The sequence below is a fragment of the Streptomyces sp. NPDC029296 genome, from assembly GCF_055569255.1.
This window is the reverse complement of sequence record NZ_JBVHXT010000012.1, coordinates 134843-160721: the sequence shown is the minus strand read 5'-3', so window position 1 is coordinate 160721 and position 25879 is coordinate 134843. Positions and strand designations below refer to the sequence as shown.

General features: G+C 70.9%; 21 protein-coding genes and 4 pseudogenes. 9 read left to right on the top strand and 16 right to left on the bottom strand.

Going from position 1 to position 25879, the window contains the following annotated elements; translation table 11 throughout:
- Positions 1-449 precede the first annotated feature (449 nt).
- The 5 genes and pseudogenes from tpg to ACZ4W9_RS13375 all read right to left on the bottom strand — a co-directional run bounded on the left by tpg (position 450) and on the right by ACZ4W9_RS13375 (position 5138).
- On the bottom strand, positions 450-1007 hold the full coding sequence (tpg, locus tag ACZ4W9_RS13395) for a telomere-protecting terminal protein Tpg (protein ID WP_467935307.1): 558 nt from the start codon (positions 1005-1007) through the stop codon (positions 450-452).
- A pseudogene (tap, locus tag ACZ4W9_RS13390) lies at positions 1004-3227 on the bottom strand (telomere-associated protein Tap). The gene tpg and the pseudogene tap overlap by 4 nt, the downstream one beginning before the upstream one ends.
- A gap of 153 nt (positions 3228-3380) precedes the next feature.
- Positions 3381-4031, bottom strand: coding sequence for an NAD(P)-dependent oxidoreductase (locus tag ACZ4W9_RS13385; protein ID WP_467935306.1), 651 nt, complete (start codon positions 4029-4031; stop codon positions 3381-3383).
- A 40-nt stretch (positions 4032-4071) separates the two neighbouring features.
- Complete coding sequence (locus ACZ4W9_RS13380; protein ID WP_467935304.1) at positions 4072-4248, bottom strand: hypothetical protein; 177 nt, start codon at positions 4246-4248, stop codon at positions 4072-4074.
- A complete protein-coding gene (locus ACZ4W9_RS13375; protein ID WP_467935328.1) occupies positions 4245-5138 on the bottom strand; it encodes an NADP-dependent oxidoreductase in 894 nt (297 codons plus the stop codon). The genes ACZ4W9_RS13380 and ACZ4W9_RS13375 overlap by 4 nt, the downstream gene beginning before the upstream one ends.
- 233 nt (positions 5139-5371) lie before the next feature.
- Here ACZ4W9_RS13375 and ACZ4W9_RS13370 point away from each other — a divergent pair, with 233 nt between their 5' ends.
- Both ACZ4W9_RS13370 and ACZ4W9_RS13365 read left to right on the top strand, forming a co-directional pair.
- Positions 5372-5785 (top strand): winged helix-turn-helix transcriptional regulator, encoded by a 414-nt coding sequence (locus ACZ4W9_RS13370; protein WP_467935303.1) that lies wholly within the window; start codon positions 5372-5374, stop codon positions 5783-5785.
- A gap of 93 nt (positions 5786-5878) precedes the next feature.
- Entirely contained in the window at positions 5879-6250 is a 372-nt protein-coding gene (locus ACZ4W9_RS13365) for a hypothetical protein (protein WP_467935302.1), read from the top strand.
- 185 nt (positions 6251-6435) lie between these two features.
- On the opposite strand, the pseudogene ACZ4W9_RS13360 reads toward ACZ4W9_RS13365, so the two are convergent.
- Positions 6436-7529, bottom strand: a pseudogene (locus ACZ4W9_RS13360) (IS630 family transposase).
- A gap of 36 nt (positions 7530-7565) precedes the next feature.
- On the opposite strand from ACZ4W9_RS13360, the pseudogene ACZ4W9_RS13355 reads away from it, so the two are divergent.
- Positions 7566-8175 (top strand): annotated as a pseudogene (locus tag ACZ4W9_RS13355) (class I SAM-dependent methyltransferase); the annotation flags it as partial.
- A 32-nt stretch (positions 8176-8207) separates the two neighbouring features.
- On the opposite strand, the gene ACZ4W9_RS13350 reads toward ACZ4W9_RS13355, so the two are convergent.
- From ACZ4W9_RS13350 to ACZ4W9_RS13335, 4 genes are read right to left on the bottom strand one after another with little or no spacing between them, the layout of a single operon-like run.
- A complete protein-coding gene (locus ACZ4W9_RS13350; RefSeq protein WP_467935300.1) occupies positions 8208-9350 on the bottom strand; it encodes an XdhC family protein in 1143 nt (380 codons plus the stop codon).
- Positions 9343-11478 (bottom strand): xanthine dehydrogenase family protein molybdopterin-binding subunit, encoded by a 2136-nt coding sequence (locus ACZ4W9_RS13345; RefSeq protein ID WP_467935299.1) that lies wholly within the window; start codon positions 11476-11478, stop codon positions 9343-9345. The genes ACZ4W9_RS13350 and ACZ4W9_RS13345 overlap by 8 nt, the downstream gene beginning before the upstream one ends.
- Positions 11475-12467 (bottom strand): FAD binding domain-containing protein, encoded by a 993-nt coding sequence (locus tag ACZ4W9_RS13340; RefSeq protein WP_467935298.1) that lies wholly within the window; start codon positions 12465-12467, stop codon positions 11475-11477. The genes ACZ4W9_RS13345 and ACZ4W9_RS13340 overlap by 4 nt, the downstream gene beginning before the upstream one ends.
- Positions 12464-13036 (bottom strand): 2Fe-2S iron-sulfur cluster-binding protein, encoded by a 573-nt coding sequence (locus ACZ4W9_RS13335; RefSeq protein ID WP_467935296.1) that lies wholly within the window; start codon positions 13034-13036, stop codon positions 12464-12466. The genes ACZ4W9_RS13340 and ACZ4W9_RS13335 overlap by 4 nt, the downstream gene beginning before the upstream one ends.
- 271 nt (positions 13037-13307) lie before the next feature.
- Here ACZ4W9_RS13335 and ACZ4W9_RS13330 point away from each other — a divergent pair, with 271 nt between their 5' ends.
- Both ACZ4W9_RS13330 and ACZ4W9_RS13325 read left to right on the top strand, forming a co-directional pair.
- Positions 13308-13904, top strand: coding sequence for a TetR/AcrR family transcriptional regulator (locus tag ACZ4W9_RS13330; RefSeq protein WP_467935295.1), 597 nt, complete (start codon positions 13308-13310; stop codon positions 13902-13904).
- Positions 13905-14056: 152 nt separating this feature from the next.
- Complete coding sequence (locus ACZ4W9_RS13325; RefSeq protein WP_467935294.1) at positions 14057-14359, top strand: hypothetical protein; 303 nt, start codon at positions 14057-14059, stop codon at positions 14357-14359.
- A gap of 19 nt (positions 14360-14378) precedes the next feature.
- On the opposite strand, the gene ACZ4W9_RS13320 is transcribed toward ACZ4W9_RS13325, so the two are convergent.
- Entirely contained in the window at positions 14379-14978 is a 600-nt protein-coding gene (locus tag ACZ4W9_RS13320; protein WP_467935293.1) for a hypothetical protein, read from the bottom strand.
- Positions 14979-15054: 76 nt separating this feature from the next.
- Here ACZ4W9_RS13320 and ACZ4W9_RS13315 point away from each other — a divergent pair.
- Together ACZ4W9_RS13315 and ACZ4W9_RS13310 are read left to right on the top strand one after the other, a co-directional pair.
- Positions 15055-15156 (top strand): annotated as a pseudogene (locus ACZ4W9_RS13315) (IS5 family transposase); the annotation flags it as partial.
- A 375-nt stretch (positions 15157-15531) separates the two neighbouring features.
- Positions 15532-16122: a hypothetical protein gene (locus tag ACZ4W9_RS13310; protein WP_467935291.1), complete on the top strand. Its 591-nt coding sequence runs from the start codon at positions 15532-15534 to the stop codon at positions 16120-16122.
- A 1036-nt stretch (positions 16123-17158) separates the two neighbouring features.
- On the opposite strand, the gene ACZ4W9_RS13305 is transcribed toward ACZ4W9_RS13310, so the two are convergent.
- Entirely contained in the window at positions 17159-17413 is a 255-nt protein-coding gene (locus ACZ4W9_RS13305; RefSeq protein WP_467935290.1) for a hypothetical protein, read from the bottom strand.
- Between the two features lie 974 nt (positions 17414-18387).
- Between ACZ4W9_RS13305 and ACZ4W9_RS13300 the strand changes: the two genes are divergently transcribed.
- Entirely contained in the window at positions 18388-18843 is a 456-nt protein-coding gene (locus tag ACZ4W9_RS13300) for a hypothetical protein (RefSeq protein ID WP_467935289.1), read from the top strand.
- Complete coding sequence (fxsT, locus tag ACZ4W9_RS13295; RefSeq protein ID WP_467935287.1) at positions 18840-21695, top strand: FxSxx-COOH system tetratricopeptide repeat protein; 2856 nt, start codon at positions 18840-18842, stop codon at positions 21693-21695. Before ACZ4W9_RS13300 ends, fxsT begins: the two co-directional genes overlap by 4 nt.
- Before the next feature lie 269 nt (positions 21696-21964).
- Here fxsT and ACZ4W9_RS13290 read toward each other — a convergent pair whose 3' ends face one another.
- The 4 genes from ACZ4W9_RS13290 to ACZ4W9_RS13275 all read right to left on the bottom strand — a co-directional run bounded on the left by ACZ4W9_RS13290 (position 21965) and on the right by ACZ4W9_RS13275 (position 25820).
- Positions 21965-22336, bottom strand: coding sequence for a hypothetical protein (locus ACZ4W9_RS13290; RefSeq protein WP_467935286.1), 372 nt, complete (start codon positions 22334-22336; stop codon positions 21965-21967).
- 162 nt (positions 22337-22498) lie between these two features.
- Entirely contained in the window at positions 22499-24718 is a 2220-nt protein-coding gene (locus ACZ4W9_RS13285) for a tyrosine-type recombinase/integrase (RefSeq protein ID WP_467935284.1), read from the bottom strand.
- Positions 24715-24993 (bottom strand): hypothetical protein, encoded by a 279-nt coding sequence (locus ACZ4W9_RS13280; protein WP_467935283.1) that lies wholly within the window; start codon positions 24991-24993, stop codon positions 24715-24717. The genes ACZ4W9_RS13285 and ACZ4W9_RS13280 overlap by 4 nt, the downstream gene beginning before the upstream one ends.
- On the bottom strand, positions 24990-25820 hold the full coding sequence (locus ACZ4W9_RS13275; protein ID WP_467935282.1) for a tyrosine-type recombinase/integrase: 831 nt from the start codon (positions 25818-25820) through the stop codon (positions 24990-24992). The genes ACZ4W9_RS13280 and ACZ4W9_RS13275 overlap by 4 nt, the downstream gene beginning before the upstream one ends.
- Positions 25821-25879: the final 59 nt, after the last annotated feature.

Here is a 25879-nt window from a genome sequence, read left to right as displayed (position 1 = left end):
TCATTCCATTGAGCCTTTTTCAGCCTGACGATGTCGGCCGCGTGTTGGACAGATCGGTGGAACGACGAAGCTCCTGGTAGGCGGGTTCTCAACCAAGATCGCCCGCATTCACCAGGAGCTTCGCGTGCTTGTCTACCCGTCGTCGATCGACCTGTCCAGTCGCACTCTGCGCTGCCTGACGGGATGACTCGCTGCCCGGCGAGGGGAGATCGGGACCCGATGGTGTCGGCTGACAGCCAACCGTCAGACTCTCCGCGCCCTGGCCCGTCTGCGATGCGGTGACACTTACGCCCAGCTCGCCGCCGGGTTGGGCATCGGCGTCGTCGTTGTCACCCTGCCCAACGAGCTGATGGGCAGATAGCCGTCGTCCATCCGCCTCCCATGCGGATGCGTGAGCGAGTCCCGGACTGCAACGGTCCGGGGCTCGCGGGCTGTTCGGGGCGCGGCTGCTACAGGTCGAACTCGAGGTGTTCGATGTCCGTGAAGCGGACCTCTTCCAGGGAGCCGGCGCTGCGGCCACCGTACGGGAAGTAGACCTCCTTGAGTGCTTCGGCCGCGATCTGCTGGAGCCGCTGGTCGGTGGCACCCTGCACGTGGGCGTCGAAGAGGCGGGCGGCGTAGACGGGCGGCAGGGCGACGGTCAGGTGCCGGAAGCGGTCCTGGTGCGTCGATCCGATCGGCGCGGTGTAGCCCATGCGGGCGCGGGTGTCGATGACGATGCCGCCGGTGATGGCCGCCTTCTGCCGGGCCTTGGCCCGGATCTGCGGCTGCCAGCGCTTCTTCACCTCGCGCTCCAGGCGCGCGGCGAGGTCGGGGCGCGGCTTTTTGATCTGGTCCTTCACGTACCGTTCGACGGTGCGCTGGGAGATCCGCAGCAGCTGGGCGACCGCCTTCGTGCCCTCGAGCTGCCTGACCAGGTAGCGCATCTGCGCAGGCGCGCTCTTGGGCGCCGGGCGGGTGAACACCTTCTGCACCGCGGCCTCCAGGCCGTCCCCGAACAGGCTCATCGCCGCCTACTCCTACTCTCCTTGTCGACGTCGGTGACGGTGCCGTCCTTGATGTACCGGGCGAGGTTAAGCTCCGGGGCGTTGAACCGCTCCCGTACTTCCTCGCCCCACAGCACGGACTGGGTGCCCTCGTGCTTGACCAGGCCGGGGTTGATGCCGAGCTTGAAGCCGCCGGGCAGCGCGGTGCCGTCCCGGTAGGGCAGGAAGTCCAGCGGCGACCCGCCGTTCGCGGCGTAGACGACGCAGTCGGACAGGATCGCGATGGAGTACTGACCCGTGAACGCCGCGTGCTTGACGATCTTGCGGTGCAGGTTGATCCGGGTGCGGGAGATGACCGCCGCGCGGATGTCCGGCCGCCAGGTCGGGCGGGACAGCGTGCGCCACGGCTCGCCCGGCCGCCAGCCCTCCCCGCGCGGCCGCTCACACAGCTTGCCCAGCCCGCCCTTCACCGTCGCCTTGACCGCCGACACGACGATCGCCAGCTCGGGGTCACGCTGCTTGTAGCCGTTCATCGCCGCGAGGAAGTCGGCCGGCTCCATATCCGTGTGCACGCCGAGGTCGGCCATCGTGGCGAGGAAGGCGTCCCGCAGCCGCTTGTACCAACCGTCCAGGTACCGGCCGTTGTCGTACCGGACCCACGCCTTGATCGGCCGCACCTCGTAGCCCAGCTCCTGGGCGTAGGCGACCGTGGGCGTGGCGTACCAGGCCGGGCCCTCGGGGCGCTCGCCCTTCGGCGTGAACGGGCTCGGCAGCAGGTCGCCGTCCAGCTCCACCCACTCCTTGCCGACCTTCACGCGGGACAGGTCGACGTGGGACAGGTCGACCAGCCACGAGCCTGGCAGCTTCGGGTCGAATACCGGCTGCTTGACGTGCGTCGCCTCGCCCAGGCCGACGGTCAGACCGTTCGCGCCGGCGGCGAAGGCCATGTTGACGTCGATGCCGACCAAGAAGCGCAGGGTGCACTCCGCGTCGGTCATCGGGCGCGCCCGGTCGTACGCCTCCTCGAACAGCTTCTCCCCCGGGCCCCGCACGTGGAAGCGGGGCAGGTCCTTGAGGACCGGGTGGCCGTCGGGGACCTCGCACGGCGGCCAGTTCATCGGGTCGATGGCGTCCTTGCCCAGCGAGCCGGGGTTGTGCTCGGAGTGCCGCTTGCCGTCGGCATCCGGCTCGGAGGGGCGCGTCGGCGGGTGCAGGGCGGTCATCAGCTCCAGGCCGGTCACAGCGGTGGAGCCGCGCGGCGTCATCACCCGGGACGCGTACACGCCCAGGACACGGGCGAGCTCGGCCGGCGGGAGCTGCCCGGCCTCACCCCAGTGCCGGGTGTCCAGCCTCCCCACGACGGGATGCACAGCTGCACGCGGGCCCGCTCCGAGCCGGTGGCGGGGCGGTAGATCCGCGCCCACGGGCCGAAGCCGCACTTGGTCAGCTTCCATTCCGCGCACGCGAGTTGCTTGATGACCTTGTGGCCCTCCGGGATCCGTCCGGCGAGCCGCTCCTCCTCGGTGAGGGCTACGGGCAGGCCGTAGCGCTCCAGGGCGGCTTCGGTGAGCACGAGCAGCGGGTCGGCGTCCTTGCCCGGCCCGGCGAGCTTCGCCTCGCGCAGCGTCCAGTCCACCAAGGCCGGGATGCTCTTGGCGGGCACGTCCAGGACCAGGCCGCCGGTGCAGTGCGCCAGCACCTTGCCGTCCTCGACATCGACGACCGCGAGCGGCCCGTTTTCGAACCGCGGATCGGCACCGCCCGCCGGAGTACCGGCCGGGGCCGCCTTCTTCGCACCCGGCCGTCGCGACGTCGACTACGTCCTGGTGGTGCGCACCGGACGGGGCGCGGCCGCCGGAGCAGCGGCAACGGGAGCAGTGACAGGGGCCTGGGTGTTCTCGGGTGCAGTCATGTCCGCAGCGTCGGGCGCCTGGCCTATGGACAGAGTCTGCGTTTCCGCCGGGGCGGAAGCGGCGGTGAACGTGGCCGGCGCTGTGGCGTCCTGAACCGGCGCGGCGATGGCGTCGGCGGGATAGAGCTCCGCCAGCTTGTCCAGCAGCCGGGCGTAGGCGTCGCGCTCGGCCTCCCAGCCCGACACCGTGGCCCGGCGCACCCGCAGCGCGGCGGCCACTTCGTCGATCGTCAGGCCGTGCGCGGCACGCAGCCGCTTGCGCTCCGCCGGTGGCGGCAGCTTGCCCGGGACGCGACCAGCGCATCGACTGCGTCGAACAACTCGGACATGGAACACTTCCTGACCGCACATCCTATCCTTCGGAGCGTACTTATGGCGTACGTATAGCGAGCATATTGCGTACGGACAGCGTTCAGGGCTGGTTGGCGTGGTGCCATTCGAAGCCAGCGAGAAAGTTTACGTTTGATCGCGCGGGGCGGTGATCAGTAGCCGACGGTGAAGCGCTGGTGGTGATGGCGGGGCCGCTCGATCTCGTCGAGGAGGGCGACGGCGTAGTCCTCGACGGAGATGGTGCTGTCGCCGTTCTCGTCCGTGACGAGGTCGTCCAGGGCGGTCCGGTAGACGCCGGTGCGGTCGCCGGGGGCGATCGTCGCCGCAGGGCTGAGGTTGGTCCAGTCGACGTCGGTGACGGTGCGGTAGTGGTCGAGGGCGTCACCGTGGGCGTGCATGATCTGCAGGAGGAAGTCGGGCAGCCCGGGGGCGTCCCAGACCTGCTTGCCGTCGGGGGTGCGCAGGGAGCCGGCACCGCCGACGGTGATCAGGCGGGGGGCCCGGGCGCCGAGGGTGCGCAGACCTTCGGTGAGGGCTTCGGCGGCGGGCCGGATGGTGGCGAGGTGGCCGGGTCCGTCACCGCCGCCGACGGCGCTGACGACGACGTCCTGGTCTTTCGCGGCGGCGGTGACCGACTGGGGGTCGAGGACGTCGCCCGTGGTGACGGCCAGGTCGGCGTGCCGTTCGGTGACCTTCGCGGGGTCGCGGACGACCGCGGTGACGCGGTGGCCTCGGCGCAGGGCCTCGCGCACGATGGCGGAGCCGATGGTGCCATTGGCGCCGAAGACAGCGATGTTCGTCATGGGATGTCCTCCGTGGTTCGTGGTGCCGCCGTGCGGTGGGTCAGGTGAGGGGGGCGGAGTACTCGTTGAGGGCGCCAGTGAGCTTGGCGGCGCTGCTGGCAGGGCCGTCCAGGCGGTCGACGTGGGTGGGGGTGTGCGGGAGCCGGGCGGGGTGGGCGCCTCGGCGGCACCTGCACACGGTGCCGCCGGGGCCGTCGTCGGCGGGTGAGCGGTTCACGGCACGAGGACGATGCGTCCGGGCAGGCCGCCCTGGGCGAGTCGTGCGTGGGCCTCGGCCGCGGCGGTCAGGGGGTAGGTCTTGGCGACGCGGGCGAAGAGCACGCCCTGGTCGGCCAAGCGGGACAGGTCGGCGAGGAGGGCGGCGTCGGACCGTACGCTGACGGCCTCGACGCGGATGCCGCGCTCGGAGGCGGGTTCGCTGCCGGGCCACAGGCCGGCGTAGGCGCCGCCGTCGCGGACGGCGGCGAGCGCGGCGGCACCCAGGCTCGCGGTGTCCAGGACGCCGTCGAAGGACGCGGGCTCGGGGGTCTGGTCGCGGGGCAGGAAGTGATCGGCGCCGCGGGCCCGGACGAAATCCTCGACGGCCACGTCCCCGGCCCCGGTGACCTTCAGGCCCCGTTGGTGGGCCAGTTCCACCGCGTGGGCGCCCACTCCGCCGTTCGCGCCGACGACCAGCAGGCTCTGCCCCGGCGCCAGGTCGAGCAGGTCGAGCACCTGGGAGGCGGTCGTGGCGTTCAGCGGCAGGGTGGCGGCATGGACGTCGTCGAGGGAGGCGGGGGACGGAGCGAGGATGCCGGCGTCCACGACGATGTAGTCCGCGTGGGTGCCCAGCGGCTTGTGGTGTCCGGTCACCACGGCGAAGACGCGCTCGCCCACCTTCCAGTCGGCGCCGGGGCCGACGGCGTCGACCACGCCGGCCACGTCGAAGCCGAGCCCGACGGGGCCCTGACCGCCGAAGACGCCGGAGCGCATGGCGACATCCACCGGGTTGATCGCGGCAGCCCTCGCCTTGACGCGTACCTGCCCCTCGCCCGGTACGGGGAGCGGATGCTCGGTGATCTCGACGGCCTCGGGGCCGCCGAAACGGGAAACGGTCGCGGCGCGCATGGTCATGATCTTCCTCCAGAAGGCGGGCGGGTGCCGCCCGAGCGGTGATGGGGGGTGACGCGTTCTCTCTCGCGGGCGCCGGCGCCACCCCCGCGGGGTTCACGCCGGGCTTATATCCCACTACACACCGATAGAGGTGTTACGGACGATTGGTGCGTAACCCCATGGTGCGTCACCATGGAGAGGTCTACAAAAGGCACACGCGTGTGCGGAACCGGAAAGGCAGGTGCGTCATGCGGGCCGACGCGAAGGACGAGCGGGCCGCCGTGCTGTCGGGGCCGTGCGCCCGCTGGCCTGCCGAGCAGGGCGAGACGATCCGGCAGATCGTGGACCGGGCCGGCGACAAGTGGACCGTGCTCGTGATCGGCACCCTGGAGCACGGCCCGCTGCGCTACACCGACCTGCAGAACGCCGTCACCGGCATCTCCCAGCGCATGCTCACCCACACCCTGCGCCAGCTCCAACGTGACGGCCTGGTCACCCGCACCGCCTACCCCGAGGTGCCCCCGCGCGTCGAGTACGCCCTGACCGACCTGGGCACCACCCTCCTCGACGCCGTCACCGCCCTCGTCGACTGGGCCGGCACCCACCACGACGAGATCACCGCGAACCGCGCCCGCTACGACAGCGAAGCCACCGCCGGCTGATACGGCAGCAACGCCTCCAGCCGCTCACGTAGTCACACACCACCTCATGACAGAGGCGCTGACACTTCACGTGGCAGAGCGGCTGTCACCCTCGTGGCAGACGACACCCGGCAGAATCAGCGGTTCGCCCACACACTTGGGGGCGACATCCGCTTCACCGTGGCGGTCAGCAGTGATCAGACGTGGCTGCGCCGCGCCCTGGGTGGCCACGAGCTGAACGTCCAGCTCACCGTCGGGGTGTCACCGTTCGACGAGGCAGGAAAGGTCCTCGCCCTGGAGGCGGAGCTGTTCGGCTTCGACACCGCGCCAGTGCAGCAATCCCGGCTCGGCAGGACCACGGCGAACCTCGCGTACACGCCCGTCGTGACGGTGCACCGTGTGAAGCTGGTGTTCCCGCTGACGTCGTTGCAGGTCCACGCGATCGAGGCAGCCCGCCCGGTGACGTGCGGTTCGAGGTCGACCTGAACGCCACCCTGCCGCAGGCGGCCGGATACCCGGGATGCGCCCAGGCCACGGAGCACATCACCATGGCCAAGAGGCGGCCCCGGGCTGTGTGCTGAAGTGCTCCGGCAAGCGGAACTCCCGTCGACCAGAGAAGCTAGAGGGCATCCGGGTCGACGCCCTGTGGCCGTGGCCGGAGAAGACGAGGTCTAGCTAGTGACCTGAGTCAGAGATCTCTGGCAGTAGGCGGCGATCTTGTTGAGGATCTCGTCGGCGGTCTTCGTCCAGACGAAGGGCCGGGGGCTGTCGTACCAGTCGGCGACCCGTGCCCTGATGTCGCGCTCAAGAGCCTGGACGAAGCGGTGGACACCGCGGCGGAGTCTCTTCTGTGTGAGTTCGCCGAACCACCGTTCCACCAGGTTCAGCCACGATGAGCCGGTGGGCGTGAAGTGCAGGTGGAAGCGGGGATGTACCAACAGCCACTTCTTGATGGCGGGTGTCTTGTGAGTGGCGTAGTTGTCCAGGATCAGATGGATGTCGAGGGCTGTGGGGACCTCCTTGTCGAGCTTGGCCAGGAAATTTTTGAACTCGGCGGCTCGGTGCCTGCGGTGGGTCGAGCCGATCACCTTGCCGCTGGCAACTTCCAGGGCTGCGAAGAGGGTGGTGGTGCCGGCACCGACGTAATCGTGGCTGCGGCGTTCAGGAACGCCAGGCATTATCGGCAGGATCGGCTGCGAACGGTCCAGGGCCTGGATCCGGGACTTCTCGTCCACGTAGAGCACCAGGGCCTTCTCCGGCGGGTCGAGGTAGAGGCCGACCGCATCGCGGACCTTGTCGATGAACAGCGGGTCCGTGGACAGCTTGAATGTCTCACAGCGGTGCGGGGCCAGGGCGAAGGCACGCCAGATCCTTGAGATGGCCGACTGGGACATTCCGGTCGCCGCTGCCATGGAACGGGTCAGCCAGTGCGTCGCGTTGGGCGGCTTCTCCTCAAGTGTCCTGACGATGACCCGCTCCACATCGGCATCGGTGATCTTCCGGGGGCACCTGGCCTGGGCTCGTCGGACAGGCCGTCCAGGCCGCGGTCGAGAAAGCGTCTTCGCCAGGTGCGGACCGTGTCCGGAGCGACCTTCAGCCGCCGTGACACCTCCATGATCGAGTATCCCTGGGCACACTCGAGCACGATCCGGGAACGCAGGACCAGAGCCTGAGCCGTCGAGCGGCGACGCACCCATCCCTCAAGCACGGCACGCTGAGCATCCGTTACCGACAACGGCGGGATCTTCGGTCCACGACGATTCACACCAAACCCACGATGAATCTCTGACTCAGGTCACTAGCGCGCATCCGTGAGGCCGTCGCCCGTCTGGCGGCCGGCTCCGGGGCCGAGCGCGCCACAGCCGTGGACGTCGGGTACGGGACGGGCTGATACCTGGCCGGTGTGCTCGACCGGATGTCCGGGGCCTGGGGCTGGACACGTCGGTGCGCGCGCTGCGCTCGGCGGCTCGAGCCCATGCCCGAGCCGCCGCGGCGGCCTGGGACGTCTTCCGTCCCTTCCCGCTGGCCGGTGCGGTGACCGATGCGTGTTGAGCGTGTTCGCTCCGCGCGACCCAGCCGGGTTCCACCGGCTGCTGCGCCCGCCCGGCGGGTTGGTCGTCGTCCGTCCCACCGGTCGGCATCCGACCGAACCGCGTGGCCGGGTCGCCGCGATGGCCGCGACCGACCCGGCCAAGGCACAACGCCCGCACCGAGCGCTAAACCCCTTTTTCGGGGCCGCCGACACCGAACAGGTCGCCTACTCCGCGCCCCTGACCAGGCGGGAAGCCCTCGACCTGGTGGGGATGACACCGAGCGCACGCCATGTGAGCCGTGCGGACCTGGACGGCGACGGACTCCTGCCCGACGAGGTCACCGTCTCTGTACTGGTCAGCGCCTACCAGCCCCGGTGACCGGGCGAGCGCTCCGCTCGCCCCGCGGGCGTTCAGGCGACCGCCGGGCTTCCCCCTCCCCCGAGTTCGTGGTGGATCGGAGTTCTCCCGCCGGTCAGGGGGACGCCCGTGCCGCCCCGGCTGGTGGCGACGATCTCCGCGACGATCGACAGGGCGGTCTCCTCCGGTGTGCGGGCGCCGAGGTCGAGGCCGATCGGTGAGCGGAGCCGGGCCAGCTCGCGTTCGGTCAGGCCCTCCGACCGCAGCCGCCGGTCGCGGTCGTCGTGGGTGCGGCGGGAGCCCATGGCGCCGACGAACGCGGCCGGCATCCGAAGGGCCGCCTTCAGCAGCGGTACGTCGAACTTCGCGTCGTGGGTGAGCACGCACAGGACGGTACGGGCGTCGGTCGCGGTACGCCGAAGGTAGCGGTGCGGCCAGTCGACGACGACCTCATCGGCGTCCGGGAAGCGGGCGCGGGTGGCGAAGACGGGGCGGGCGTCGCAGACGGTCACGTGGTAGCCGAGGAACTTGCCGGCCCGGGCCAGCGCCGCGGCGAAGTCGACCGCGCCGAAGACGATCATGCGCGGGGGCGGCACGTTCGACTCGACCAGCAGCGTCAGCCCGCCGGGGCAGTGCGAACCGTCCGCCGAGAGCTCCACCGTGCCGGTGCGGCCCGCCTCCAGCAGCGCCCGGGCTTCGGCCGTCGCGGTCCGGTCCAGGTCCGGGTGGCCGCCGAGACCGCCCTGGGACGTGCCGTCGGACCGGACCAGCAGGGCGCGTCCGAGGAGTTCGGCGGGGCCGCGGGCGACCCGGGCGAGGGCTGCCGGTTCGTCCTGGGCGGCGGCCGACAGCGCCGCGCCGAGGACCGCTCGGACGGGCGCCTCGGCGCCCACCGGTGTGACCAGCACGTCGACCGTCCCGCCGCAGGTCAGTCCCACGGCGAAGGCGTCCTCGTCGCTGTAGCCGAACCGTTGGAGGACGCTCTCGCCGCTCCGGAGCGCCTCGCTGCACAGGTCGTACACCGCGCCCTCGACGCAGCCGCCGGAGACCGAACCGATGGCGGTGCCCGCACGGTCGACGGCGAGGGCGGCGCCGGGACCGCGCGGGGCGCTGCCGCCCACGGCCACCACGGTGGCGACGGCGAACTCCCGGCCCTCCTCGGTCCAGTGGTGCAGTTCCGCTGCCAGGTCAAGCATCCCGGGCCCCCGCGGCGGCCGACAGGACGCGGTCGGGCCGGATGGGCAGGCTGCGGTGGCGTACACCGGTCGCGTGCCAGACCGCGTTCGCCACGGCGGCCGCGGCTCCGACGACGCCGATCTCACCGATGCCCTTGATCCCGACCGGGTCGTCGTCGTAGGTGTCGTCGATCCAGTCGGCCTCGATGCGGGGCACGTCGGCGTGGGTGGCCACGTGATAACCCGCGAGGTCGGCGCCGACGTGTCCGCCGGAGGCGCGGTCCCGGACCGCCTCCTCGTGCAGGGCCATGGAGATGCCCCAGATCATGCCGCCCAGGAACTGGTTCCGCGCGGTGAGCGGGTTGACGATCCGGCCCGCCGCGAAGATGCCGAGCATGCGCCGCACCCGCACCTCGCCGGTGGTGACGTCCACGGCGACCTCGGCGAACTGTGCTCCGAAGGAATGCCGTTCGGCGGGGGCGAGGGCTCCGATGGCCTCCGTGGTGTCCGATCGCACCGTGAGACCCTCCGGGGGGACGTCGGCGCCGAGGGCCAGCCGTTCGCGGAGTTCACCGGCCGCCTCCCTGACGGCCCAGGACCAGGAGCGGGTGCCCATGGAGCCGCCGGCGACCATCGCCGGTCCGAAGTCGCTGTCGCCGATGCGCACCTGGACGTGCTCGGGCCGCACCTGGAGGGCGTCCGCGGCGACGAGGGAGAGCGCGGTACGGGCCCCGGTGCCGATGTCGGCTGCGGAGATCCGGACGGTGAAGGTGCCGTCCGGATGCGCGGTCGCGGTCGCGGTGGAGGGGGCGGCTCCCGACGGGAAGGAGGCCGCCGCCGTGCCGGTGCCGAGCAGCCAGCGGCCCTCCCGGCGCAGTCCGGGGCGCCTGTCCCGGTCCGCCCAACCGAACCTGCGGGCCCCTTCCCGGAAGCAGGCGGCCAGATTGCGGCCCGCGAACGGCAGGCCGGACACCGGCCCCTTGTCGGGTTCGTTGCGCAGGCGCAGCTCGATCGGGTCGATCCCGCACTTCTCGGCGAGTTCGTCGAGCGCCGCCTCCAGCGCGAACGATCCGGGTGCCTCGCCCGGGGCGCGCATGTAGGTCGGGGACGGCACGTCGAGCCGTACGACGCGGTTGGCGGTGTGGTGGGCGTCGGCGTCGTACATCACCCGCGCCACCCCGGCGCTCGGTTCGACGAACTCGTACACGGTGGAGGTGCGGCTGAGCGAGCGGTGTTCCAGTGCGCGCAGGCGTCCGTCGGGGTCGGCGCCGAGCCGGACCCGCTGGGTGGTGGGACTGCGGTGGCCGGCCAGCGAGAACATCTGGCGTCGGGTCAGGACCACCCGGACGGGCCGTTGGAGCATGGTCGCGGCCATCACCGCGGCAACCTGGTGGGCGCGGACCCCCTTGCTGCCGAAGCCACCGCCGACGTGTTCGGAGCGTACACGCACGGAGGCCGGGTCGAGTGAGAAGAGGCTCGCGAGTTCGCCGGCGACCCAGGTGACGCCCTGGTTGGAGTCGATCACCTCGAGTCGTCCGTCGTCCCAGCGGGCGGTCGCCGCATGGGGTTCCATCGGGTTGTGGTGCTCTTCGGGGGTGGTGTATTCCGCGTCCACGACGAAGGCCGAGGACGCCAGCTGGGCGTCGAGGTCGCCCTTCTCCGTCACGCCCGGCATATGGCCGTCCACCGGGTAGGCGTCCGGGTGCTCGCCCGTGAACTCGGTCTCGTGCGGCTCCTGTTCGTAGTGCACGACGAGTGCTTCGGCGGCCTCCCTCGCCTGCTCGGACGTCTCCGCGACGACCAGCGCCACCGGCCAGCCCCGGTGCGGCACCCGGTCGTGCTGGAAGACGGCGCAGGTCGGGTCGGGCTTGCCCAGCAGACCGGTGTATTCGGTGTCGAGGTGGGGGGCGTTGCGGTGGTCGAGTACGGCGAGGACGCCCGGCATGGCGAGGACGGGTTCGGTGTCGAGGCCGAGGATGCGGCCGCGGGCGACCGTGGACAGCACCAGCCAGCCATGGGCGAGGTCGGCGAAGGGCACCTCCGCCGAGTACCGGGCGGCGCCGGTGACCTTGTCACGGCCTTCGACACGGGTGTGGCCGGTGCCGACGGAAGCCGTCCGCGCGGATGTTCCGGTGGTGACGGTGGTCATCGGGCGGCCTCCTCGGCGAGTTCGGTCAGGACGGCCACCGTGAGGTTGCGGGCGAGGTCCACCTTGTAGCCGTTGTGGGGCAGCGGCCGTGCCGCCGCCAGTTCGGCGTCCGCCGCGGCGGCGTAGGTCTCGGGGCCGGCCGGTGCGCCGGTCAGGATCCGCTCGGCGGCGAGGGCGCGCCAGGGGCGGGACGCCACGGCTCCGAAGGCCAGGCGCGCGTCCCGGACGACGCCGTCGCGGATGTCGAGTGCGGCGGCGAGGGAGCCGATGGCGAAGGCGTAGGAGGCGCGCTCGCGCACCTTGCGGTAGCGGGAGGTGGCGGCGACCGGGGCGGACGGCAGCGTGATGGCGGTGATCAGCGCGCCCGGCGGCAGGGTGGTCTCCCGGTGCGGGGTGTCCCCGACGGGCAGGTAGAAGTCGGCGAGCGGCGTCTTCCCGGGGCCGTCGGCCGTTTCGAAGTGGACGACGGCGTCGAAGGCGGTCAGTGCCACGGCCATGTCCGAGGGGTGCACGGCCACGCAGTGCTCGGTCGCTCCCAGGATCGCGTGGTTGTGGTGCTCGCCCTCGAGGGCGGGGCAACCGCTGCCGGGCACCCGCTTGTTGCAGGGCTGGGTGATGTCGGTGAAGTAGCCGCAGCGGGTGCGCTGCAGCAGGTTCCCGCCGACCGTGGCCATGTTGCGCAGTTGTCCCGACGCGCCGGCCAGCACCGCCTGGGCGAGCGCCGGGTAGCGGCGCCGGACCTCGGGGTGGGCGGCCAGGTCTCCGTTGGTGACGGTGGCGCCGATCCGCAGTCCGCCCTCGGGCGTCGTCTCGATCCGGTCGAGCGGCAGCTCGCGGATGTCGATGAGCCGTGCCGGACGCTCGACCCCGGTCTTCATGAGGTCGACGAGGTTGGTGCCGCCGCCCAGGTAGCGGGTGTCCGGATCGGCGTCGAGCAGTGCGACGGCGCCGGCGACGTCGTGCACCCGCTGGTAGTTGAACTCCCTCATGCCACGGTCTCCTTCGCACCCGTCACGGGGTGCCCCTGCGTCCGGGCTGCCGCCGCGCGGGCCACCGCTTCGACGATCGAGACGTACGCGCCGCAGCGGCACAGGTTCCCGCTCATCCGCTCGCGGATCTCGTCGACGGTCAGGGGCGGTGGTCCCGCTTCGGGGCGGACGTCTTCGGTGACGGCGCTCGGCCAGCCCGCCGCGTGTTCCTCGATCACCCCGATCGCCGAGCAGATCTGGCCCGGGGTGCAGTAGCCGCACTGGAAGCCGTCCAGATCGAGGAAGGCCTGCTGGACGGGGTGCAACCGTTCGCCGTCGGCCACGCCTTCGATGGTGGTGATCTCCCGACCCTCGGCCGCCACGGCGAGTTGCAGGCAGGCGACGGCCCGGCGTCCGTCCAGCAGGACCGTGCAGGCCCCGCACTGACCCTGGTCACAGCCCTTTTTGGTGCCGGTCAGATCGAGTCGCTCGCGCAGTGCGTCGAGCAGGGTGGTGCGGTGATCGACGGGCAGTGTGTGCTTCTCGCCGTTGATCTTCAAAGTGATGACGCTGGACGTCGATGAGGCCATGAGCTGCTTCTTTCGCATTTCCAGGACAGATGGGGCGGCAGCCGGGAAGGCCGGGGCGGCCCGGGGATCTCCGTCGTGCGGGCCGGAGCCGCACGGGGGCGAAGCGAAGGTGCGGGGTGCTGGGGCCGAACAGTGCAGCTGGCGGCTGCCACAGGGCCGCGTCCGCCGCTATGGTGGACGTGACCGGACAGCTGTCCGCTACCTGGAAACTTAACGGACAGCTGTCCGCTTAGCAAGGGCGAGCTTTGGCCACGCCCCTTGAGGAGGACGAGTGCCTCAGCAGCAGGACTCACCCCGGCGCTCCGACGCGCAGCGCAACCGCGAGCGCATCCTGGAAGTGGCTCTCGTCGAGCTGTCCCGCTGCGCGGACGCCCCGCTCAGCGCGATCGCCAAGAAGGCCGGCGTCGGACAGGGCACCTTCTACCGCAACTTCCCCAATCGCGAGTCGCTCGTCCTCGAGATCTACCGCCACGAGATGCAGCAGGTCGCGGACAGCGCCGAGCAGCTGCTCGGCAGCCGGGCACCCGACGAGGCCCTGCGCGCCTGGATGGACCGGCTGTCCGAGTTCGCCATGACGAAGGCCGGACTGGCCGACGCGATCCGGCAGGTCACCAGCGCACCGGGCGGCCCCGCGAAGCCGTCCCCGACGCCGGTGGCCCGGGCGGCGGAACTCCTGCTCCGTGCCAACGAGGACGCCGGCACCGTACGGCCCGGCGTCACCGCGGACGACTTCCTCCTCGCCATCGCCGGCCTGTGGCAGCTCGACCCCCGCGAGGACTGGCGGCCCCGCGCCGCCCGGCTCCTCGACCTGGTCATGGACGGACTGCGTACGGGGGCTCCCCGGGGCGAAGCGCCGGGCTGCCCCTGAACCCGCACCGCCACCCTGCGGCCGCCCTCGGCACGGCCCGGACCAGACCCCTGCGGAAGGGGAATGCCGCTCCCCCGCTCCCGCCGGCGAGGCTGCAGCTCGGGCCGAGCGGCCCGCAGGTACGGCGCCTGCTCCGCCGGCCCGGTCCGCCGGTGCGGAACAGCGGCGGCCACGAGTCCTGCGCCCTGGGCAACGCGGTGGCCGGGGCGCTGCTGGACCGTCCGGCGTGCCGACGCCTCGTCGCGGTCCCGATCGCGGGCATGGCGGCCGCCTTCGCCCGGCCGCGGCGGGGCGCTGGTGTGGATGGCCGCCGCGAGCTGCCCGATGCGGTGGAAGATCCGGCGCTGCTTCTCCGGCGGCTGGACGGGGCCGTGCCTCCCGCCGCGGCGAGTACCACGGCCCGCAGCGCGGTGTCGGCGGCGACCAGGTCGGTGCGCGGAGTGCCGGTCAGGTAGCCGGCGAGGTCGTGGCCGGCTACCTCGTGGGGTTCGCGGGCGCCGTCGGAGGCGAGCAGCAGCCAGCCCGGTCGAGCGGGACCGCGCGGGTGCTCGATGGCCGGTGGCCCCAGAGGCGTTCGGTCTCCTCGTCGCCGCGGGCTTCCCCGAGGCAGGCGGTGATCAGGCTGCGGTCCCCGCCGTCGGTCGCCCGGCGGGCGTTGTGGTCCTCGGTCAGCAGGCGCAGGTGTCCGTCGAGGAGGAGGTAGGCGCGGGCGTCACCGGACCACGCGAGGGAGAACAGGCCGTCGGGGACGTGGACGGCGACAATAGCCGCCGCGCAGGGCAGATCGTGGCCGGCGGGGCGGGCGGGGTCGGCGGCGTAGTGGCCGTACTCGGCGCGCGGCCCGGCCTCCGCATTCGCGCTCCCGGCGGCCGCGCGGACCAGGAGGAAGGCGGCGGCACGCGTCCAGGAGCGGACAGCCGGGGTGTCGCCGACGCCGTCGAGCAGGGCGTAGGCGCGGGTGCCGTCCGACGCCGTGAACACGGCGGTCACATCGCACTGGAAGGCCCAGTCACCACGCCGCTGTGCGGTGGCGTACGACGTCATGGCCAGATCCTCGTCCACGTCCTCGCGCATGCGGCAAGCCTCCCAGAACGCGGGGCGTGGACGGAGCGCTTTGTGAGGGCGCCGTGCCCGGACGAGTGCTTCGATCAACCGGCTCAAGCGTCACCGGGCCGTCGCCACCCGGTACGACAAACTCGCCGTCCGCCACGAAGCGACCGTGCTGGCCGCAGCCATCAACGAGTGGCTGCGACCAGCACTTTCGCAACAGACCCTAGGCCGTCCGGCCGCCCGCTGTCACCCGTTCCGGTGGCCGCATATGTCGATTTTATGCGCATATGGCATGTTGGTCTTGACGTTTCCGCCACTTCGATCACCTGGAGGCACTGTGAGACGTCACCACCTGGCCGTGCTGGGCACCGCCGGAGCCCTGTGCGCCACAGCCCTCTGGACCGGGGCGGCCCCGGCAGACGCCGGATCTTCCGCCCCCGCCCAGGCACGGGCCCCGCACACCATCGTCGTGGGCAGGACCTCCACCGTGGCCCCGCATTCGGCGAGCACGACCAACGTCCCCTGTCAGGGAGGCCAGGTTCCCTCCGGAGGGGGCCTGCAGACCTCGAGCAACGGCGTGTTCCTGACCGCCACGTGGCCCAGCGGCATCAGCTGGGCCGGTGACGTGTACAACGAGACGAACAGCCCGCAGACCTTCACCCCGGTGGTGATCTGCACCTCCCAGCGCCACACGACCCGGCACGGCGACATGGTGAACGTGCCGCCGGGACAGACGGCGCTCGTCCGCGCGGCCTGCGACGCGGGGCAGGTGGCCACCGGCGGCGGACCGGACGCCGGTTCCCGCAACACAGGGTCCGACCACGGGCAGGCCTACATCAGCCAGTCGTCCGACATCGGCCAGGAGTGGGTGGGCCGGGTCACGAACCACGGGCCCGGCTCCACGATCCTGCAGACCTGGGTGCGGTGCACCGACACCCCCCACAGCGCCCACGCCAGCGCCCCGACCAGACTGGCGCAGGGCGCCACGGGGACCGCGCACGTCGAATGCGGGCCCGGTGAGGTGCCGACCGGAGGCGGCGGACTGGGCAACCCGGCGGTCGACTTCAACGAGTCGTTCCCGACGGCCACGGGGTGGACGATGCGGGCCACCAACCACGGCTCTGTCCCACTGGACCTGTTCGCCCGCGTGACCTGTACGCAACCGTGAGTTTCCCCGGCGGCCATCCCCCAGACCGCCTGCCAGGAACACGACTGCCTGGAGAGACAGCCCCCCAATTCCCTCAGGCGGTGCTCTAGGCAACTTCGGCCCCAGTCCCCCAGTCCCCCAGACGCCGGCGGACTGGGGGACAACCGAGCGTGAGGCTGGAGGATGCTGGAACGGGCCGTGCGAATGCCGCGCTGCAACCGGGCCCGGGCGAGGAACGCGGCCAGGTCACTGGTGGCTTCAGGTGCGGTGGTGGCGAGCCGGGCCGCGACCGCCAGCCCGCGGGGCGGCGGCCGGGACCGGGCGGGGGGGGCGAGCGCGGACAGCAGCGCGGCGTGCGCGAGGACCGGCTGCGGTAGGAGGCCGACGGCTGCCTCACGGGCGGCCGGATCGGCGTAGTGGCCGCGGTGTGCGGCCAGGGCGCGGGCGAGCCAGGCGTCGATGTCGGCCTGGACGTGCCACCCGGCGCGGCGGGTGAGTTCGGGGCGGACGGCTTCGTCGCCCTCGCGGGGCTCGGCCTGCTCCAGCGTGCCCAGCTCGCGCAGCGCCTGGAGCTCGTCGGCGCGGGCCGCGATCCGCTGCGCCTCGCGTACGGCGGCTTCCCCGTTCGGCGGCGGCTGCGGCCTCCGTGGCGAGTTCGGCTTGGACGACGTCGTCGGGGTCCGGGTCGTACACGGTGCCCGGCCCGGCGGCGGCGAGCAGCCGGTCGATCCGCTCCCACTCCGCCAGTTCCGCCCGCCGGCGGCCAGGTCCTCGTGCCGGGAAGCCTGCGCCACGCATCGAAGCGGGCGTCCTCGAGGGCGCGGGCGGCGGCGTCCATGCCCTTCGTCCGCCGCCGTACGACGCGCCGGCCGATGCGGGCGGGGTCGACCGGCTCACGGGGCGCGGCGACGCGCGGGGCGAGCGGTGCGCCGGGGCGGTCAGGGCGTGGCCATCGTCGGCCTCGTTTTCGTTGTGTGGATTTGTGAGCGGGCCGCCGCCAAAGCGCTGCACGGCGGCCCGTCGGATTCCTTTCTAGCAGGTCTGCAATTCGGCCGGGTCAGAACCGGAACTCGATTTCCGATACGTGCGTGAAATCTGCGCGCAGGCCAGCGGTGCGGGTGCCCTGTTGCGTGAAATACGACTCGGCGGCGGCCTCGGCAACGATCGGATGCAGGTCTTCCTCCGTCGCACCGGCCTCCTGGAGATCCAGGATCTGCTTCGCGTAGGTGGGCGAGATCGCCGTGGTGATGGTGCGCTCGCGGCCGTCGTCCGAGCTGCCCGTGCAGGTGAATCCGGAAGTATGCGGTGACATCCACCATCATGCCGCTGGAGGTGGCCGCCTGGTGCCGTGCCTGCGCTCTGACCTGCGGCTGCCACTCGGATTCCGTCTCCTCCGCCAGGGCGGCCGCAGGCGCTTCTGCGGGGTCGTCAGCGTCCCGGCGCGGTAGCGCTCCACCGTGCGGCGCGAGACAGCCCAGGCGCTCCGCCAGGGCCTGCGTCGTCCCCTTCGCCCGCGTGAGAAGGGATTTCACCTGAGCCTTCGCGTATTTCCGCGCGGGCGGGGTGAACACCTTCTGCTCCGCCCGTGCGAGGGCCTCCAGGACCTTGCCGCGGCGCGGGGCCGGCTGCTGCTGCTCGTCATCGCTCATGCGGCCAGTCCCCCATGGCGGGCCTGTGGACAGAGGCCGGTGCCCGGGCAGGTCGCGCCGGGCGTCGCTGTCCCGGCGTCCGTCCGTACGGTGGGGGTATGACGATGTCCTCCAACCCGGAACCAGTGCCGGTGCCGGTGTTCATCAGGGTGCTGCTGCCCGGGGACCAGGAGTTCTCTGGGGTAGATGCTGTGGCGCGAGGCAGGTCTGGGGGGATGTCCGCAGCTCAGCGCCAGGCGCCCCGACGCTAGCAGTCGCAACAGGCGTTGCGCGATCGCCGATTCGGGTGATGCGCGCGGGCGGGAGCACTCGCGGTGGGGGCGATCCTTTCCGGTGCGTCGACCACAACTTGACCTTCGACTTGGGTGGAGGGTTCAGCGTCGATGGTGTGACGACCGAAACCGGTGTTGCTGTCAGAAGTGTTGGCAGGCCATGATCCGGTACCGCGTTGCGGCTGAAGCTTCGGACTCGGGTGGCCGATCGTGCCGCTCCAAGGAAGCAGATGCGCCAGGTCGGTCAGCAGGCGGGGCCGTCGGGGGACGGCGTACTCTGCAGCCCCCCGACGACCCGGAACCGAACCGGGTACATGTGATGTCCCTTCGGGGTACGTACGGGGTGTCGAGTCGAGGGAGCGGATATGGAAACTGAGATCGTCCAGGTAGTCGATCAGATGGGCCCATACGTGGCGGCCGCGCTCGCCGCATACGGCGTCAACGTCCTGTCCCGCGCCGAGGATGCGGCCGCCGATGCGACAGTGAACGCTGGACGGCAAGTCCTTCTCAAGGTCTGGAACCGCATCTCGCCGACGCGGCGCGCCATGCTGCAGCAGGCCGTCGAGGATGCGGTGACGACCGGGCCTGCCGCCGCCGACGGAGCTGCGGCCCTGCGCATGCAGCTCAGGCACGCGATGAGCGAAGATCCGCAACTGGTCGAGGAGTTGAGAAATCTGCTCGCCAGCGCCCCACGAACGGTCACCGCGTCTGGGGAGCGGTCAGTGGCCGTCGGAGGCGACAACATCGGCGTCGTCAGCACGGCCGACGGAGCCCAGATCACGCTCCACGGCCGCCACACGACGGACCCGACCTCATCATGACCGCCTCGGGCGCGCACCATGCCTCCGGGGCCCGGTCCATTGCGGCCGACGCGCTTTCGGGGTTCGCCAACACCGGTGACCATGTCAGCGTCACCGTGCTGACACAGCAAGACCTCCACAGCGCGAAGGAGGTCGGCGCGCCTCCGCACTCCTGGAACCTTCCGTACCCGCCGGACCGGGCGTTCATTGGCCGTGACGCCCAGCTGACGCAGTTGCACGAGCTGTTCAGGCCACACGAGGGTGTGGAGCAGACTCGCTCCCACGTGGTGCACGGCATGGGCGGTATCGGCAAGAGCACCCTCGCCGTCCATTACGCGCACCGCAACCGGGAGCACTACAGTCTGATCTGGTGGATCAACGCAGACTCCCCGGCGCAGATCGACTCCTCCCTGGCCGCCCTCACTGCGTATCTGCACCCCCAGTGGGCGGCCAGCGTCGGGGTGGAGGCGCGGGCGGCCTGGGCAAGTGTCTGGTTGCAGTGGCACCCCGGATGGTTGCTGATCTTCGACAACGTGGACGAACCACGCGACGCCGAGCCGTACCTGGGCGGGCTGACCGGCGGCCACCATCTGATTACCAGCCGCCGCGCCCATGGCTGGTCCAGCGCACGGGCCGTCGGCCTGGATGTGCTCGACGACACCTCGGCGGCTGACCTTCTCTACGAGCTTGCCTGCGGCGAGTCCTCCGACCGCTGCAGCCCGCAGTACGCCGACGCCTGTGCGCTGGCCACCGCGCTGGGCAACCTGCCGCTCGCCCTTCATCAGGCCGGCGCCTATCTGCGGCAGACCGGGACGACCCTGGTCTCTTTTTACAACGACCTGGGGCTGATGCTGGACGAGGCGGCTTCCGGCATCGACCCCGAGCGCACCATTGCACGGGTGTGGAACGTGACCTTGGCCGCCGTCGAGGAGCAGAGCGACGCGGCGATCACTCTGTTGTACGCCCTGGCCTGGCTCTCCCCCGACGACTGCCCACGCGGACTGCTCGCCCCCCTGTGCCCCGACGGACGCACACTGAACAAGGCCCTGGGCGTCCTCGCGACCTACAACCTCGTCCACCTGACCGGCCCTGCGGTGCGCATCCACCGCCTCCTGCAACTCACCCTGCGCCGCACTCCGGATCCCGCCGGGCTGTCGCTGACGCCCCTGCCCGCCGCGCGCGGGCGCACCGAAGCAACCCGCGTCCTGCGCCACGCCCTGCACCCCGAGGGTGTGGCGAGCCCGGCACCGCAGGCGACGTGGGATCTCTGTCTGCCCCACCTCCTGGTACTGGTCTCCACGGTGCCGGACGGCTACGACGACGCTCCCGCCCTGCCGGTGTACCTCGACGCCGCCGAACGCCTCCACGAGCAGCGCCAGGATGACGAGGCGCTGCCGCTGTGGAAGGGGATCATGCGCGTGTACGAGGCCACGTTCCCGCCCGACACGCCCGAAGTACTCCACGCACGGCACCGCATGGCGGGAGCCCTTATGGAAAGCGGGGAGTCTCACCGAGCCCTGAGGCTCCTGGACGGGGTCGTCGCCGACCGCACGCGACTGCTGGGAGCCGACCACCCCGACACCTTGGAGAGCCTCAACGATTTGGGCTGCTGTCACATTCACGAGGGTGAGGTGCAGTCAGGCGAGGCGATGCTCGCTCGCGCGGCCCAGGGCCGCGAGCGTGTACTGGGGCGAAGCCATCCCCAGACGCTCAAGAGCCGTGGCTACCTCGCCACCTGCTACGCAGTGCAGCGACGGCCAGACGAGGCAATGCCCCTCCTGGAGCAGGTGGCCGCAGAATCGGCGCACGTGCTGGGCCCCGATCACCTCGACACGCTGGAATACCGCTATTTGCTCGCCGGAATTCTCATGATGACCTCGCGTCTCGACGAGGCAGTACGCCTCCAGGAGGCCCTCGCAGCGGACTGCGAGCGTGCACTGGGCAGCGACGACCCGCACACGCTGAGCGCCCGCACGGACCTGAGCGGATATTACAGTTTGGCGGGTCGGAAGCAGGATGCGATCGCCCTCCAGGAGCGGGTCGTCCGTGACCACGAGCGGGTCTTCGGCACCGTCCACCCCGCCACCGTGACCGCGCGCATAGCCTTGGCCGGCGAATACCGGGGCGGTGGGCAGAAGGAGGCCGCAGCCGCCCTCCTTGAGGTGGCGGTCGCCGACTGCGTGCGACACCTGGGCGACGACCACCCCCACACCCTCAGGGCCCGGACCCAGCTCGCCGGCTGTCTCGTGAAGGCCGGCCAGGTGACGGAGGCGGTCATGTTGGGGGAAGGTCTGATCGCTGACTACGAGCGCGTCTTCGGCGCCGACCACACCCAAAGTCTGGAAGCCCGCAGCAGCCTTGCGGACATCTATATGGAGGCTGGCCGCTTAGAAGAGGCGATCAGCCTCCACGAACAGGTCGTCGCGCACCGCACACGCTTACTGGGAGTTAACGATTTTTTCACCCTAATGGCAAGGGGCAATCTCGCCTTTGCCTACTTCAATGCGGAGCGGTTTGACGACGTTGTAGAAATCGGAAAATCGGTGATGGCCGCACTCGACGGCGGCGCCCACCTGTTCACCTCATATTTCCACTACATCCTCACCGCCTCGTATGCGGAGCTGGGGAGAGTGGACGAGGCCATTGCCCACGGTGTACAGACATTGGCGGACTTCGAGCACATCCAGGGTGCCGACCACCCCGACATGCTCCACCTCCGCCGATTCCTCAGCGCCTGCTACTGGGCGGCGGGGCAACAGGAGAAATCCATCGAGCTGCTGGAGCAGCTGCTCATCGACAGCGAGAGGGTCCTGGGCCCTGACCATCCCGACACCGTACAGTTCCGGGAAGACCTGCGAGAGTATGGAGGCTGAGCGCAAGCTCGGCAGGTCTTTCCCTTAAACACGGCGAGGAGCTGACTGTCACCGTCGGTACCGCCGTGCCGCGTGAAGGTTCGGTCGCCATGCCCGCGTACGGCACCGCAGCGAGCACCACCGGCTGTCCGACCGCTTCCGGATGCCGAACGGATTGCTACTGGCGTACAGGTCGAGCCGCACTCCGTGCAGCGGAATCGTGGCCATGGGTGGCGCCGGACCGCGCCACAGTCGAACTCATCCCCGGACTTCCGCCCTGGCAGCCTTGCCTATCGGTCCGCGGCTCCTTTCTGGTTCAGCGCCCGGGTTAGCTCGCGGTTGGCCGCCCGGGCAGCCTCCAACTCCGCTTCGCTTTCCTCCAGGCGCGCCGACAGTTCGGTGTTGGCCTGCTCCAGGCGGGAGACCCGGCGCTGAAGCTCTTCTTGGTCGGCGGGGGCGCCGAGTCCCGATTCCCGCCATGCGTGCTCGCCCATCAGCTCGGAGAGCCAGCATTCCAGACGCAGGATCTGGGCGGTGAGCCGGGTGTTGCGGGCGTGCGCGTTGGCGAGGTCGGCCTGGAGCGAGGTTAGGCTGACCGGGGGCCCGGCCGCGGGGTCCGAGGCGGACGGCTGGAGTTCGGCGGCGTGGATGAGGGCGAGCAAGTCGCGGTGGCGGTAGAGGAAGGTTCGGTCGACGCCGGCCTGCCCGGGCGATGCCGCTCACGCTGATCGTGGTGCCGACCTGGGTGGCGTGCTGGATGGCGCTCTTCACGCGCTGGCGGCGGCGTTCGCCGTCCGCGTGGCGGCCGTCGGCCATGGCGGTGCTCATGCGGTCCTTGTGGTGTGGACGTCGGGCAGGGGTTGGCCGATGCGGGGCATGCCGAGTATCACGCTCCGGCTGCGGCGTACGACGGCAACGGCCTCGCCGATCTGGGCCTGTTCCTCGGCGGTGAGGTCACCGAGATCGGCTTTGACCCGCTCGATCAGTCGGCGCACCCGACGGATCTCCTCCTGGGAGGGCATGGCCTCGCTGCGCGCCCAGTCGTCGGCGGCGAATGCCGACATCAGCCGCTCCCGGCTGCGCAGCAGGTCAGCCAGGTGCGCCTGGAGGTCGGGCAGGTAGGTCACATCGGTGCGGAAGTGGTCGCAGCCCCCGCAGCGGAACCGGATGGGGCAGCTCTGTCCGCCTGCTGCGACGTTCGAGGGTTCCTGGCAGACGCCGTAGGGAACGCTCACTTCGCCGATCGCCCGCCGGACCTGCTCGGAGTCCAGCAGTGACTGGGCCTTGCGCCACACGCGGGTGCCGTTGCGGTCGAATCGCAGGGCGACCACTCGATCCACGGCGTCGCGCCGCCGCTCCTGGCTGACTCGGCAGTAGTTCTGAGTGGTCTTGAGGTCGGAGTGGTCCATCAGTTCCTGGAGGACGTCTGGGGCCACGCCGGCATCCGCGTGCCGCTGGGCATAGCTGTGCCGGTAGACGTAGGGGAAGATCCGGCTCTTGTCGAAGGGCAGCATCCGGGTGACCGCCTGCCCGTTCTCCTCCACGGTGGTGGGGACCAGGAAGTCGGGCAGCGCGTCGACCCAGGTGCGGTGGCCTTCGCCGATGGAGTGGATTGCCTTGGTACCGTGCGGGTTGGCGCGCATGCTGGGCAGCAGCTTCAACTCGGCGACGGGAGCGTCGGGGAACATATCGCGCACCCGTAGCTGCTGGGTGGTGATGACGCCTGCGGTGGCCTTGCCGATCGGCAGCCGACGCCCCTTTCGATAGGACTTGTGGTTGTCGTAGACCAGGACCAGGGAGCCGTCGGGGTCCTGCCCTAGACAGTCGAGGGGCAGGTCGCGGATCTCTTCGGGGCGCCGACCGGTGTCCATCAGCAGCTCGGTGCCCACGCGGACCTCGCGGCTGATGAGCTGCTCCAGCCCATCGAGGTGGTCGCACAGCTGACGCACGACCGCATCGGGAAGGTCCTTGCCAGCCTCGGTGTCCTCAGGCTCGTCCGGAGTGTCTTCCCGTTGGAGGCGGAAGTCGGTCGGCAGGCCCGCCATCGGCTGTCCCGGATGGGTCAGGCCCAGGGTTCGGATGCGGGTCAGGACGAGCGCGACAGCACGTACGGCCTTACTGCGCGTGTGGGCGGTGATCGTGCCCGCTTCGCTCAGGAACGCGAGCCAGTTGCAGAAGACGACGATGTCCTTGCGGTGCAGATCCGGTGGGTGCATACCGCCGTCCTCGCGTTGCAGGCGCAGGCTCTCCGACAGCAGGTTCATGGCAGTCACGTAGGGCTGGACGGCGCCGCCCGGTCGCCTGCCTCGCCGCCGAGGGAGGTCGTCATATGCCCAGTGCTTGACCGCCTCGCGCAGTGCCGACTGCGAGATCCGGGAGAAGTCCAGCGTGCCGGTCTGCCCCGTGAAGATCTTCAGATCCCACACGTCCTTGCGGCGCTCCGACTCCGGCGTCGCTCCGAGCCGGTCCAGCCACATCAGCATGGTGCGCACCACGCCGCGTGTGGACTTCACGCGCGAGAGCATGGCGAACACGTCCGGGTCGGCCAGCACCTCCAGGGTCGGCGCCTGCATCTGCCGCAGCCGGTCGCACAACGGCCGAAGGAAGTGGTCCCACGTCCGGGCACCCTCCTCGGTACGGGCCTGAAGCCCGTAGAGGACCTCCGCGACGACCCGGTCCGTCAGGCCCCGCAGACACAGCTCTCGGTCCGCGTTGACGGCCGAGGTCGTGCGCCGCCACACATCCTCGTCGCTCACCTCTCCACGCCGGCGGGCGTACTTCAGCCGCAGCGAGTGCGCCTTGCAATAGCGGGAGGTGTCGTAGTCGCGCAACCGGTAGCAGACCTCCACCTCGCACGGCCCTGTGCTCGAGCGCGGGATGACCGCGGGGTGGTCGGGGAAGTCCTCCATGCTCAGCTTCAGGGTGTCCACCCGCTGGCGGTGGTGCGGATCGCACAGTTCCGTCTGGGCCGACTTCGCTGGCCGTCCGCAGCGCGGCACCCGGCACATTTCCTGCCGCATGCCGAGCATCCGCGGCTTGGTCAACCGGGCGAAGTCCTCCAGGACAGACCCGAGTCCTTCCAGGTCCGCTCGCACCCCATGCACATCGGACGGCCGAACCTCACGCCCCTGGTACAGCCCTTCACGCAGCAGTCCGGCATGCCCAGCACCGGATGGTCCTTGGGAAAGAAGATCACCCGCAGGCCCCAGTCCCACCGAACGAGCCGCAGGAACTCAGGGTCCAGGGCATCCACGATCTGCCGGGTCCTGGGGTCCTCGATCTCACCAGGGCGTGCGGCGAGGAGCACGGGCGCGGTCACCGCTCGCCCCGTCCGGAGAGCTCGCGTGGTAAGGGGACCCGTTCGACGGCTTCGCGCACCCGGCTGCGGTCCGGGATCACATAGGGCGCGACCGAGCCGGGATGCTCCTGGCCCAGCAGCATCTGCACCTCGTCCCAGCTGCCGCCGGCGTCCGCGACATTGCTCCCGAAGGCTCGGCGGGCCATGTGCGGCCCGACCTTCCGCGCCAGCTTCGCCCGCGTCGACAGGCGGCCGAACAGCTCGCCCATCGCCGCCGGGGCCATCGGCGCCCCTAGTGGCTCGCGGAACAGGTTCACCAGCAGGAAGTCGCTACCCCCGGCCCCCAGCTTCTCCAGGCGCTCGTCGACGTACTGGTCGAAGCCCTGGACGACCAGGAAGTCGAGCGGCTGGACCCAGGCCCGCTTCGGCTTCGACCATGCCCGGTTGGCGTTGGCCCGGCGCCGCACATGCACGTGCGCGCCCTCCACGTCACAGCCCAGCGCCCGGGAGTCCGGCAGCAGATGACAGTCACTGCGACGAAGCCCTGCCACCTGCCCCCGCCGCAACCCCACCCGGGAGTGCAGGAGAACCACCAGCCGGTCCCGGGCACTGCGGCACGCCAGGAACAACCCCACGAGTTCCTCGTCCAAGGCCCGATCGACCTCCGCCTGCGGCTCCTGCAGCCGGTGCCGGGCCCGCAACCGGTAGTACAGGCCCGTCTCCTCCCCCTCGGCCTCCTCCGGCAGGTCTCGGCTGTCCGCCAACTCGTACAGCTGCCCCAGAACCGACCGCGGGGCCGCACCTACCGACACCGCGTACGACAGCAGTCCGCGCACCGCGGCCAGCACCCCTTCACCCGCCGCTCGCCCCGTACCGGCTTCGTCCCCGGCCCCCACACCACCGACGG